This window comes from uncultured Gilliamella sp. (assembly GCA_945271295.1).
GTDB lineage: Bacteria > Pseudomonadota > Gammaproteobacteria > Enterobacterales > Orbaceae > Gilliamella.
Map to the genome: position 1 here is coordinate 12,648 of CALYPG010000012.1, position 11,922 is coordinate 24,569.

General features: G+C 34.8%; 12 protein-coding genes and 1 riboswitch. Of the genes, 5 read left to right on the forward strand and 7 right to left on the reverse strand.

The window, feature by feature from the left end; translation table 11 throughout:
* Nucleotides 1-8 precede the first annotated feature (8 nt).
* Nucleotides 9-908, forward strand: coding sequence for a heme biosynthesis HemY N-terminal domain-containing protein (locus tag Q0K76_RS07595; RefSeq protein ID WP_294613806.1), 900 nt, complete (start codon nucleotides 9-11; stop codon nucleotides 906-908).
* Nucleotides 909-961: 53 nt separating this feature from the next.
* On the opposite strand, the gene Q0K76_RS07600 is transcribed toward Q0K76_RS07595, so the two are convergent.
* Together Q0K76_RS07600 and Q0K76_RS07605 are read right to left on the reverse strand one after the other, a co-directional pair.
* Nucleotides 962-1,285, reverse strand: a complete 324-nt coding sequence (locus tag Q0K76_RS07600) for an AzlD domain-containing protein (RefSeq protein ID WP_294613809.1) — start codon at nucleotides 1,283-1,285, stop codon at nucleotides 962-964.
* Entirely contained in the window at nucleotides 1,282-1,977 is a 696-nt protein-coding gene (locus tag Q0K76_RS07605) for an AzlC family ABC transporter permease (RefSeq protein WP_294613812.1), read from the reverse strand. Before Q0K76_RS07605 ends, Q0K76_RS07600 begins: the two co-directional genes overlap by 4 nt.
* A gap of 422 nt (nucleotides 1,978-2,399) precedes the next feature.
* Between Q0K76_RS07605 and Q0K76_RS07610 the strand changes: the two genes are divergently transcribed.
* Complete coding sequence (locus Q0K76_RS07610; protein WP_294613815.1) at nucleotides 2,400-2,867, forward strand: hypothetical protein; 468 nt, start codon at nucleotides 2,400-2,402, stop codon at nucleotides 2,865-2,867.
* Nucleotides 2,868-3,248: 381 nt separating this feature from the next.
* Here the strand turns inward: Q0K76_RS07610 and Q0K76_RS07615 are convergent, their stop codons facing one another.
* Complete coding sequence (locus Q0K76_RS07615; protein ID WP_294613818.1) at nucleotides 3,249-3,794, reverse strand: RNA 2'-phosphotransferase; 546 nt, start codon at nucleotides 3,792-3,794, stop codon at nucleotides 3,249-3,251.
* Nucleotides 3,795-4,581: 787 nt separating this feature from the next.
* Between Q0K76_RS07615 and srmB the strand changes: the two genes are divergently transcribed.
* Entirely contained in the window at nucleotides 4,582-5,892 is a 1,311-nt protein-coding gene (gene srmB, locus Q0K76_RS07620) for an ATP-dependent RNA helicase SrmB (protein WP_294613821.1), read from the forward strand.
* A gap of 126 nt (nucleotides 5,893-6,018) precedes the next feature.
* Nucleotides 6,019-6,621, forward strand: coding sequence for a peroxiredoxin C (locus Q0K76_RS07625; RefSeq protein ID WP_294613824.1), 603 nt, complete (start codon nucleotides 6,019-6,021; stop codon nucleotides 6,619-6,621).
* Between the two features lie 334 nt (nucleotides 6,622-6,955).
* On the opposite strand, the gene Q0K76_RS07630 is transcribed toward Q0K76_RS07625, so the two are convergent.
* Both Q0K76_RS07630 and Q0K76_RS07635 read right to left on the reverse strand, forming a co-directional pair.
* Nucleotides 6,956-7,270 (reverse strand): multidrug efflux SMR transporter, encoded by a 315-nt coding sequence (locus Q0K76_RS07630; RefSeq protein ID WP_294613826.1) that lies wholly within the window; start codon nucleotides 7,268-7,270, stop codon nucleotides 6,956-6,958.
* 24 nt (nucleotides 7,271-7,294) lie between these two features.
* On the reverse strand, nucleotides 7,295-7,618 hold the full coding sequence (locus Q0K76_RS07635) for an SMR family transporter (RefSeq protein WP_294613829.1): 324 nt from the start codon (nucleotides 7,616-7,618) through the stop codon (nucleotides 7,295-7,297).
* A gap of 339 nt (nucleotides 7,619-7,957) precedes the next feature.
* On the opposite strand from Q0K76_RS07635, the gene Q0K76_RS07640 reads away from it, so the two are divergent.
* On the forward strand, nucleotides 7,958-8,656 hold the full coding sequence (locus Q0K76_RS07640; protein ID WP_294613832.1) for a TetR/AcrR family transcriptional regulator C-terminal domain-containing protein: 699 nt from the start codon (nucleotides 7,958-7,960) through the stop codon (nucleotides 8,654-8,656).
* Between the two features lie 241 nt (nucleotides 8,657-8,897).
* On the opposite strand, the gene ribB is transcribed toward Q0K76_RS07640, so the two are convergent.
* Both ribB and Q0K76_RS07650 read right to left on the reverse strand, forming a co-directional pair.
* Nucleotides 8,898-9,542, reverse strand: coding sequence for a 3,4-dihydroxy-2-butanone-4-phosphate synthase (gene ribB, locus Q0K76_RS07645; protein WP_294613835.1), 645 nt, complete (start codon nucleotides 9,540-9,542; stop codon nucleotides 8,898-8,900).
* 251 nt (nucleotides 9,543-9,793) lie between these two features.
* Nucleotides 9,794-9,980, reverse strand: a riboswitch (FMN riboswitch).
* Nucleotides 9,981-10,211: 231 nt separating this feature from the next.
* The gene (locus tag Q0K76_RS07650) at nucleotides 10,212-11,840 is read right to left on the reverse strand and encodes a hypothetical protein (protein ID WP_294613838.1); all 1,629 of its coding nucleotides are present in this window, start codon (nucleotides 11,838-11,840) and stop codon (nucleotides 10,212-10,214) included.
* Nucleotides 11,841-11,922: the final 82 nt, after the last annotated feature.

Consider the following 11,922-nt stretch of genomic DNA (forward strand, 5'->3'; position numbering starts at 1 on the left):
GAATAATAATGCTTAAAATATTAGTTATTTTCTTAATTCTAGTTGCTGGATTCTTTCTTGGTCCACTATTACAAGGACATCAAGGCTCTGCTATATTTGTTGTTGCCAATTACAAAATCAGTATGTCTTTTATCTCATTTGTTATTTTATTAATATTAACCTTTCTTTGTTTTTATTTGATTTATTGGTTTATTAAAAAGATCTTTAATTCCAAAACCACATTAGGTAGATGGTTACGATTAAAATCGCCACATAAAGCAGTGAAACGAATTGAACAAGCACAAATTTTTCTACTAGAAGGTAATTACCAACAAGCAGCTAAGCTATTTATGAAAAGTGCAAAAGGTGCAACTAATACCACATTATCCTATTTGCTAGCAGCCCAAGCTCAAATTGAAAACGATGAATTAATTCAGGCTAATCAATTACTTGAACAAGCGGCTAAAAGTTGCCAACCGCGGGAATTGTTTGCCTTTCAATTAGTACAACTTCGCTTGCAAATTAAAAATCATGAATACGATGCGGCGCAAATCCTGATTGAACGTTTACTTAATGAAAAACCTCGCAACCCAGAAGTACTAAGACTTGCTGATCAATTGTATTATGAAACAGCTAATTACCAAGCTGTTATCGACCTATTGCCGATCATGTATAAAACCAAAGTTTATAGTGAATCTCAATTAGATCAATTCAAACAAGCTGTGTATATTGGTCGTATTAAACAGTTAACTGCTGATGAAGATCCACAACAATTAATCAATTGGTGGAAATCACAACCGAGAGCAATACTAAACAATTTAAGCTATCAAAAAGCAATGATTTATTGTCTCAAGCAATTAGGCCAAACCGATGAAGCAGATAAATTACAAGTTGCTATTACAAAAATTGAATCGCAAGAAAGAACTTAAAACAGGGGGTAATTTGCCCTGTTTTAATCCATAACAATAATAGAAAAATGACTTCAGATTAAAAAATAGCGGATTAATGCCATAAAAGACATGCCAGCTACCACAATCCACATTAAATTTTTAGTTAAAACTGCCACAATAATAGTTGGAATTGCAGCTAAACAATATTCTACATTAAAATCTGGAAATGCCCCTTGTTTAATAATAAACAGATTTTGTACAAATAAGGCAGTTAAAATACAAATAGGCACATAGGATAAAAAACGAATCACAATATCAGGCAATTGCAACTTGCGTACCAACAAAAAAGGAATAACTCTTGGTAACCAAGTCACAATGCCACAACCTAAAATAATTAATAAACTGTAGCTAGTCATGTTTTACGCTCCATAGCAACGCCCATAAAGCAACCTGCAAAGGTACTAACTAAAATCGCCATTTCTGATGACAAAAATCGCATGAGCAATACCAACATAACCATCACAGTTAACATCGCGATTAATCGGTGTTTAATACGTTTACTTTTATCGCCAACTAGTTGTAAATAAAGTAAACCAATAAACATAGCAACTAATGCATAATCTAAACCAAAAAGTGTAGGATTAGGCAACCACTCACCAATTAATGCCCCAAGCAAGCATGATAAAATCCAAGCAATATAAGCGGTTAAATTAAGTCCATGCATCCAAGCAGGATTAACCGGTGTTTTATTAGTGATAGCATTCATCGCTACTGCAAAAGTCTCATCAGTTAATAAACTACCAATACCTAGATTATTGAGTAAAGAAAAGCGTCGAAAAGCTGGGGCTGTTGCCATACTCATCAAAAAATGACGAGAATTAACTAAAAAAACGGTAAAAATAATAGCCGAAATTGGGGTAGCAACCACCATCAATCCCGTTACAATAAATTGAGCTGCGCCAGCATAAATAATTACCGCAAGTAAAGTCACTTCTATAACCGATAAATTAGCTGCTTTACCCACTACGCCTGCCGCAATGCCAATGCCTATATAACCTAATAAAGTTGGTATGCAAGCTTGTACACCATCTTTAAATGTTAATTCCATATTTCTTCCTAATAAATAAAAGAGTCAAAATAGCAAATAAAATTCAATTATTAGATTATAAATAATCGATTTTGTAAAGATGTTTCAGGAGTACTATGCGTTTTAGTATGTTGAATTCACCGTTCCCACCAATCTAGCTTAATTATTGCCATTATATGAACTAAAAATCTATTTAATTCCCTTCTTTGTTATAATTTCACCAACAAAATTATAGTGTTCATTTTAATCAAAAACTAAAATATTATGTAATTTAAAATTATAATGTGATAATTGTGGCTTAATCTCCTAAAATATTTAATCTATAAAACCCTTAAAGTTGATTCTAGCTAAATAATCAATCTTATTAATGTATGTATTTATAGAAAAAATGGTAACGCAATTGTTAACAGGATTATTAATAATAAAAGGAAGTAGGAAAGAGTATGTCAAATGATATTTGTGGTTATATAGAACCAATATTAACCGAAGATAAGATAATAAAATTATCTGAATTTATTGAACATAGTCAATTAGGGATAACAAAGATTGCTATAAATGAGCTATATAATTACCCAACTAATTTAATTCCTAATGATAATGTATTTGCTTTTTTAATTGGTGATGTACCTGGCTATCCTAATGCTACTTATTTAATCGATTATAGCGAATATGCACCAGATACAGATATTGGTTTTCCTGCTGATCCAAAACAACGTTTAGATATATTAGTCAATACTTTGATCGATATGATTAAAATTACTAACGCTTCTAAAATGGTTGTATCTATGACTGAATGTAATCAAATAGAAACAATAAAAAGAATAAATTTTTCTCAGATGCGTGAGATTATTCATGCTGATTTTGAAGCTTATCAAGCACCACCGGATACACTTTATGAAATTATATGTTAATAAAATTATAAACAAGCTTTCAATTTAACAGAAGAGAACTTGAATTACTTCTCAGAACCGTATTGCAAGTTTAATAATTCACTTAGCTTGCTAGATTTTAATTACAAATTGCCAACTAGCATAAAAATCAAAGTTGATGTTTTACAGTCAAGAAACGGTAGTGAATTTAAAATTTAATTTTTTTGCTAATAGATTTATACCGATAATATTATTTATTTTGATAATTTAGACAAATTAAGTGATCCCAAGGATATTTTGTTCTGGTTGTGGCTTCATCTAATGGGTGGACTTAGCTAGTATTCAAAACTTTAACCAATAGTTAAAGTTTGTCGAAAAATCAGCAGATCAATATTAAGCAGAGCAGGCGGAATTAGGTGAGATTTAATCAAATAGTAAAAAATTAGTAGGAACAGTATTAGTTAACCAAACACCATTGTCAGCCAAATAAAACTTAAAGCCTTGCTGATACATTAACAGAGCTTTCACTTTTAATACAATAGGCTTTCCGTGTCGTTTTCCTACAGCATTAGCTGTTTGTTCATCACTGGATAAATGAACATAATGACGATTACCTGCAATTAGTCCTTGTTCTTTTATTGAATCAATAAAGCGAGTTGCGGTACCGTGATATAAAAATTCAGGTGGTATCTGTTCTGCATAATTAATTTCAACTTGTTTAGTTGAATGCCCTTGGGCTGCTCGTATTTTTAAGCCATCTTTTGAAATCGTAAATCGTTTTTTATCATTTGTTTCCACAATTTCTTTAATCAGTTCTTGGCTAAGAGATTTACCATGTTGGTTTGCTTGTAGGATTAGGTAATTAATATCAACCCATCCATCTGCGTCTAATGTTATACCAATTGCTTCTGGTTGATGCCTTAAAATGTAACTTAGAAATTTGCTATTCTTGTCTAATTGATTATTCATGTTTTAATCCTTAATAATTTTACCCATTTAATTATGGGGTATCCTTTTTTGTATTAAATGTACAACCCAAGCGCAACGATCAATTTACTTTACTCAGCTTTAATCACAATAGCTGATCTTTTAGCAAAAAATCGATTTGTTCAAATCAGCGTCCTGTCATGGTTAGCTATGGTCTTAAGTCTCAGGTTATATGCTTATGGTACGAAATAGTATAAAATCCTCATTATACACGGTGTATTACCAATGTAATGACATGTTTTGGATTAGAGTCTCACTTAATAATATTTTATAATTTAACAATCATCCCATTTATTTAATTTTCCTATCAGACACAAACCGATGTAAACAAGTTTAATATGATTTTCGCCCAAAAAGTAGACTGAAGTATCCTCTATGATATAAATAAAAATTATAGGACAAAACATCATGGTCAACAAATTTAGTCTTGAATTTAAATAACAATCCATTGAGTCCTGTTAGCAACGGTTTTAGGTCGTGATGAAGGATGTCTACCTAGCGCCTGCGCTATCTTTTTGATCTTATAGCCCATAGACTTTAAGCATACCATGTTATATCTTACCACGGTTTTTAATGTTAAAATTTGCACTTATTATTTGAATTTACCTAATATTTATTAGTATGTTCTTTACTTGAATGACATAAAAGATCTACAGCTTAAAATCATCATATAAAAACCATATATGACAAAATCGTCACCGTTTTATTGATTGTAGTTCTGTTGATTGTCGCTATAATGTGTCACATTATTCCAGAATGATAGATCAATATGACTGTAACGACTTTTTCAGATTTACAATTAGATGACATTTTAATTCGCAACTTACAAACACAAAATATTCATACCCCAACAGTGATCCAAACTAAAACTATTCCAGTTGCGTTAGATGGTAAAGACATTTTGGGTTCAGCGCCAACTGGTACAGGCAAGACTTTAGCTTTTTTAATTCCTGCGGTACAACATTTACTTGACTTTCCTCGTCGCAAGCCAGGACCACCTCGAATTTTAATTTTAACCCCAACACGCGAACTGGCGATGCAGATTGCAGAACAAGCCAAACGACTAACCGAAAATACTTGTTTAAGTATTGCCACCATTACCGGTGGTGTGGCTTATATGAATCATGCCGAAGTGTTTAGTAAAAATCAAGATATTGCTATTGCTACCACTGGTCGCCTACTTCAATATATTAAAGAAGAAAATTTTGACTGCCGTGCAGTTGAAATGCTTATTCTTGATGAAGCCGATCGCATGCTCGACATGGGCTTTGCTCCCGATGTCGAAACCATTGCAGCAGAAACACGTTGGCGCAAACAAACGTTGCTCTTTTCAGCAACCCTTGAAGGAGTTGGATTACATGATTTTGCTAAACGCATTTTAAATGAACCCATTGAGATTAATGCTGATCCATCGCGCAAAGAACGTAAAAAAATCTTACAATTTTATTATCGTGCAGATGATTTAAACCATAAAACTGCTCTACTTATACATTTATTGAAACAAGATGAGTTTAAAAAAACAATTGTCTTTGTCCGTAAACGCGAGCGGGTACACGAATTAGTTACGTGGTTACATCAAGCTGGCATTAATAGCTGCTACTTGGAAGGTGAAATGGTGCAAGCTAAACGTAACGAAGCAATCAAAAGAATCAGTAATAATACCGTTAACGTACTGGTTGCAACTGATGTAGCAGCACGTGGTATTGATATTGACGATGTCACACATGTTATTAATTTTGACGCACCCAAAACTGCTGATGTCTATTTGCACCGCATTGGCCGTACTGCACGAGCGGGTAAAAAAGGTACTGCCATTATGTTGGTTGAAGCGCACGATAATGAATTATTGAAAAAAATCGAACGCTATATTCAAGAACCGATTAAACTAAGAACAATTGATGAACTAAGGCCAAAGACTAAAGCGCCAAAACCGGTAACTAAGAAAAAAGTCTCACAAAAAACTAAGCAAAAACAGTCGGATAAGAAGAAAGAACAAACTACCAAGAACAAGGTCAAACTCCGTCACCGAGACACCAAAAACAAAGGTAAACCGAAACGGTTAATAACTACTACCGAATAATAAATCCTCACTTAATAGTTTAAACTTATATAATTGATTGTTCATAACAACTTGGACAATCGACTTTAATTGTTATAATGCAGGCATTGATAGTTATGCATTTTGAATACAACAAGGAGATAGATTATGACATTAGTCACCCGTAAAGCCCCTGATTTTACATCAGCAGCAGTATTAGGATCAGGTGAAATAGTTAACAATTTTAACTTAGCTAACCATATCAAAGATAAATACGCAGTAGTATTCTTTTGGCCGATGGATTTTACTTTTGTTTGCCCATCTGAAATCATCGCATTTGATCATCGTTTAGATGAATTTCAAAAACGTGGTGTTGAAGTAATTGGTGTGTCAATGGATTCGCAATATGTTCATAATGCTTGGCGTAATACCCCACAAGATAAAGGTGGTATTGGTGAGGTCAAATTCCCAATTGTTGCTGATGTTAAACATACAATTATGCAAGCTTATGGTATTGAACACCCTGAAGCAGGTGTCGCACTCCGTGCATCATTCTTTATTGATAAATCAGGAATTGTACGTCATGAAACAATTAATGATTTACCGATTGGACGTAATATTGACGAAATGCTTCGTATTGTTGATGCCTTCCAATTTCATGAAGAACACGGTGAAGTATGCCCTGCTCAATGGACTAAAGGTAAACAAGGGATGAAAGATAATCCAAATGGTGTGGCTAGTTATTTAAAACAACACGCTAAAGAGCTTTAAGAACTGTATTAAGAATACAATCTTTTTTATTATTTTCAATTAAAAAGGACTTTGATTTAACCGAAGGGTCACCTTCGGTTTTTTTTATGACTAATTCATAAAAAAAGTTATAGGTTTGATTTTTTGGCCCAATTCAGCAATGAAAACTTGCCAGTTTGCATTGTTTTTTTAATTTGAACCGCAGACGGTTCAGTGGAGGGTGGTTATTTTGGGTATTATCTTATTTAATGATAGTTTTAGTTTAGTTCAGGCAAATTATATGCGATTTATTATTGGTGGTGTAATTGGTTTAATGGGAGTATCCTAAAGCAAATATTGCCTAAAATATAATAGGTTACATGGTCACATGTAAACCAACTACCCCAATAATGATAATAGCCAATCCCAACAACCGCGCTGTATTTTTTGGTTCTTTAAACAGCAACATATTAGCTAATACCGCTCCTGAGGTTCCAAGCCCAACCCAAACTGGATAAACAATACTTAATTCAAGATAATGTAAAGAGATATAAAATAAAACAAATGAAACAAAAAATCCCCCCCAGTATAAAACTAATCTGAATAAGTTTTTCTGCTGAGCGTATAATTTAAGTCCAACTGCACCTATAACTTCAAATATTGATGCCGTAAATATTAACAGCCATCCCATAAAATCATCCTTCACGTTTATTACTTAGCTATCGGTACGTTTAAGTTGTACAACCCCGATAATAATTAATGCCACGAAAAAAATTTGTATGACTTTAATCTCTCTATTAAAAAGAAACATATCAATAAAAGTAGCACCAATGGCTCCTACTCCAGAAAATATTGCATAAACCGTACCGGTCGGAATCGTTTTACACGCATTGGTAAGAAAAGTAAAATCAATTAAAATCAAAGAAATAATAATAATCCAATGCCAATATTCTGTTGCAATGCTAAATCCTAAAATCCAGCATAATTCTAAAAAGCAGGTTAATACCACAAATGCCCACTCTTTATTTGCGCTAAACATAGCTACCTCATCACTTTTGTTTCAAACTAATTTGATTTTGTTCTTTTCATTGAAGTTAATCATTGAAAGTAAAGATGGTTCGCAAATTGTAAGATTTGCACCTAACCATTTAATTTATCGAATAAAAATGATTTTACATTTATGCAATTATCTTGCTAAACGTTATTCAAATTTTTATTCTTTCTTCATTATAGAAATAATTCTACAATGAAGAAATATAAATAACAACCACCAATTGTCTATTATTAATAGCATTTTAATTGTTCAGTAATGTTATCTTTGCTCTGTGAAGGTGAATAGCGATATAATAATACCGCTTTTTGGTGTTTGAGATTAACCATGAAAAATCCAGATAAAATCAAAACGACCGGCCCTAAAGGGTTAGCCTCACAAGCTATGGTTAATGCAGCTATTGAATTTATGGAAGAGGTAGGTGACTCTAATTTTAGTTTACGTAAATTGGCTTTTAAAATTGCTTGTGATCCGATGTCATTACAATACCATTTTAAATCTAAAAAAGGCTTAGAACGGGCAATGGCCGAAGAGTTAACCCGTAGGATTTCAACCATTAGTGACGCAAGCCCCTGGGATGAACGCTTAAAGTATTTAGCTTATCAATATCGTGAGATCGCTCTTGCCTATCCCAACACCTTTAAATTAATGCAACAATTTTGGAGTACCGGGCTAGCCGACTATATTCGCGCTGAATATGTGTGCCAAGCTCTCACCGATGCCGGTTGTAATGATAATCAAGTCACCAGCTTTTGTTTGGGTTATTACGCTTGTATAATTGGTTTGGCGGCATCAGAAGCGGGTGGACTACTGCGCCCAGCCGACGAAACCGACGTGCAAGACATTGAGAATTTGCCAGATCAAGGGTTTGAACTGACCAAAAAACTAGCTCCCGCCTTCCAAGCAGTCGAATCCGGACAAGTTTTTGCCTACACCGTGAATTTATTTATTGAAGGGATCAGAAAGGCATTATCAATAAACTCACCGCCCAGCCAATCGGCTAGGAGGTTTTTAGTAGATCAATAAAAGTTGTTTAGAAAGAAATATTAGTACTTATAAATAATGTACGCTCTGGTTCATTATAAGTGGCATTGCCTACTCCTAAAGCAATGACTTTATCTGTTTTGGGTGTTTGAAAGATGAAGAATTACCTTCTCTAAATGATCGTTTATTAAATAAATTATCAGCAACTGCTGTCAGCGTAATGTTCCTATTAAATTGGTATTGCAACTTTCGCCGATGAACTCGGCGAAAACCAATGGTTTATTTAAACATCTACCGATTTACGGTAGGCAACAATATCTTCAATAGTGACTACTGGTAAATTATGTTGTTTAGCAAATTTAACCACTTCCGGCGCTCTTGCCATGGTGCCATCATCATTAGTGAGTTCACACAAAACGGCGGCGGGTTTTAAGCCAGCTAAAGTAACTAAATCAACCGAAGCCTCAGTATGACCGCGGCGAGTCAAAACTCCGCCTTCTCTAGCCACTAAAGGAAATACATGACCGGGGTGATTTAGATCACTTGGTTTAGCATTATCCGCTACCGCCGCTTTAATCGTTGTGACTCGATCGGCGGCCGAAACTCCAGTAGTTACCCCTTCTGCCGCTTCAATTGAAATAGTAAATGCGGTGTTATTTTTGCTAGTATTATTGGCAACCATCATGGGTAATTGTAATTGTTGGCAATGGTTTAAAGGCAAACATAAACACACAATTCCGCTACCATAACGAATCGTCATCGCCATTTGTGTGGTAGTGATTGTTTGTGCCGCCCAAATGATATCGCCTTCGTTTTCACGATCTTCATCATCTAAAACTAACACGCCTTGACCGGCTTTAATCGAAGCGATAGCTTTTTGGACACGCTCAGTTGGGGTGCCAAATTCCTGTAAATTAAACTGATTCATGGTAAATACCTATCTCTTTATCATTAATAAATATTTATTATTTAACTAAATAGTATTAACAGTTGGTGTTACTCAATGATGAGGCATTAAACCAGTAGTTTAATCGGCTTAGCGTTCAGCCAATAATACTTTTTTGCTTTTAATGATGCTGCCCATGTTAATACTATTTATGTAGCAATAAATTAAATACCTGAACCAGGGCAAGTGCTTGACCATAGGGACTTTGCTTAACAGCAAATTATGAAAAGATAAGCAACTCTCTTTTATCCAGACTATAACTGTCGGCTTTGGAATTTCACCAAATCAGCTAGACCTTAATATAATTACCTTGCAACTCGGTGTTGTATTATTAGGTAACAATCAACAATAACTTGTTATATTAAGCGCTCGTGGGCTATAACCACCGGTGGGGACTTACACCCCGCCCTGAGAATTTTGTCAGTTAACTGACGCTGATCACTATAATACAAAATGCGTAAAAAAAATATGAATATTTTATTTGAGACATCAACATCTTTGTGCCGTTATCAGTCAATCGCCTTTGTTATTGAACAACAAAAGCCTATTATTCGCTAGCTTTGTCGACTCGGTTAGTTTGGCCAAAGCAACTTTTTTGTTTCTTTATTTGTTCCATAATATCTTTTACGTCTTTTAAATTATGAGCGAAAGCTAAGGATAAGTACATAATCCACTGCGGCTTTCAATAGGGTAAGAGTTGTCAACGCTCCCCCAGTAAGGATAAACAGCGTTATACGGATAAGGTCCGCCCAAGGCTGCATCACTTGTATGGTAGGTGAGGTAGACAAAGCCAGCATCAGCGTAATTACTTGTATCACCCCATTCGGAGAACAAACCAGCTCCAATTTGACGTTTATAATAATTACCATCTGATTGCGGACTAGCACCTACGGCTCCTTGGCAAACTACTGAGTCAACGCCTACACACACTGCATTGGTAAGGTCCCTTACGTGTGGAAGGCGATAACCTAAGCTTGCACACCAAGATTCTGTATTGGCGAAATCAGCTGTTACTCCACCACGGTTGACGAACCACTGCTTTAATACAAAACCATATTTTACTACCGCTCTATCACTACTATCATAACCGACTAACTCGAATACCGCGGGCAAAGTTGGTTTGCCGACTTGTGACTGTCCTTTCGCCGGGCCGGTTAGTTTGACCCTGACACTTGTGCCGCTATTATCAGGCGTCATAGTGGCAGTAATACCAGACTTAGTGACGGGTGGCCAAGTTAATGGACCTGTTCCCCCTATATTTAAATCAAAATACAAATTATTAGCACCAGTAGTTGGGAAGTTAAGACTATAATCTGAAGTCGATTGAGGGAGAAAACCCTTAGTTGAACTCCATACATTTTCAGGACCAGCATAGCTGTCTGCGCCTAAATTCAGTTCCGGTTTAACGTAACAGATGACGGGTGATGAATTAGGATTGATGTAATAAGTAGCACTGCCACCAATGAAAGTACTGTCATTTGGTTCCCCATATTGGGTTGTTAAACTACCATTAGTACTGGTTATTATCACTTTATAAGGTGCACTACAAATGTCTAAAACAGTACCACGACTTACTTTTTGATTATTTTTATTAGTAATACTTACACTTAAACTTCCGGTAGCGGTTATGCCATTTACCCCTTGACCGTCACCATCATCATCACCCCAGTAGTTATTGGGTGGACCAATCAACTTATTCAAATCTATCGAGTTAGCAGAGGCGGGGATTGACATAACAATATCATTAAAGCTCTCTCCGTCCTTGGGTAACTTTATTGGGTTCATAATAGTTGAGGTATTGGCTGGGGTGAAAATGCTACCATCTGATAATTTGATTGATAATAAACTATTGGTAGTAGTGCTTTTAGTACTACCACCATCGAAGGTTAAATATGGCGCACTACCATTAATATTTTGCGCTGCCTTGGCTGATAATGCTTGAGTATCAAATGAATACATCAGTAATAATAACGGCATCCATGCTAAAAGCAATTTTGATAACCATTTTGATGTTTGGACTTGGCTTTTAGGTTGAGCAGAAGCAACAACTGAAGTTAGGATTGAAACTAACTGGAAGATTGAATCAAGAATTAGGCTAAATCGCAACTTTAGATTGGAATTTAACCACTTATTAAAACTAATTAATAAAGACTTACGATCTAGTTGTACACTTTTATTAACTATATTATCAGTTAAATTGATGTTTAAGCCAAAAAATCGAACTAAATCATACTTATTTAAATTTAAGGCATAAGTTTGCCAATCTCTTATCTTTATCATTATATTCCATAACTTCCTTTGCGTTAATTAATCCATTTCTTTATTTCATATTTTTATATTTATGCTTATTTGCAAATAAATC

Coding starts and splice junctions, on each gene's coding strand:
- Q0K76_RS07635 (WP_294613829.1), bottom strand. CDS start 7,618: ATGTTTAGCGCAAATAAAGAGTGGGCATTTGTGGTATTAACCTGCTTT.
- Q0K76_RS07640 (WP_294613832.1), top strand. CDS start 7,958: ATGAAAAATCCAGATAAAATCAAAACGACCGGCCCTAAAGGGTTAGCC.
- Q0K76_RS07610 (WP_294613815.1), top strand. CDS start 2,400: ATGTCAAATGATATTTGTGGTTATATAGAACCAATATTAACCGAAGAT.
- Q0K76_RS07600 (WP_294613809.1), bottom strand. CDS start 1,285: ATGACTAGCTACAGTTTATTAATTATTTTAGGTTGTGGCATTGTGACT.
- Q0K76_RS07625 (WP_294613824.1), top strand. CDS start 6,019: ATGACATTAGTCACCCGTAAAGCCCCTGATTTTACATCAGCAGCAGTA.
- srmB (WP_294613821.1), top strand. CDS start 4,582: ATGACTGTAACGACTTTTTCAGATTTACAATTAGATGACATTTTAATT.
- Q0K76_RS07605 (WP_294613812.1), bottom strand. CDS start 1,977: ATGGAATTAACATTTAAAGATGGTGTACAAGCTTGCATACCAACTTTA.
- Q0K76_RS07630 (WP_294613826.1), bottom strand. CDS start 7,270: ATGGGATGGCTGTTAATATTTACGGCATCAATATTTGAAGTTATAGGT.
- Q0K76_RS07615 (WP_294613818.1), bottom strand. CDS start 3,794: ATGAATAATCAATTAGACAAGAATAGCAAATTTCTAAGTTACATTTTA.
- Q0K76_RS07595 (WP_294613806.1), top strand. CDS start 9: ATGCTTAAAATATTAGTTATTTTCTTAATTCTAGTTGCTGGATTCTTT.
- Q0K76_RS07650 (WP_294613838.1), bottom strand. CDS start 11,840: ATGATAAAGATAAGAGATTGGCAAACTTATGCCTTAAATTTAAATAAG.
- ribB (WP_294613835.1), bottom strand. CDS start 9,542: ATGAATCAGTTTAATTTACAGGAATTTGGCACCCCAACTGAGCGTGTC.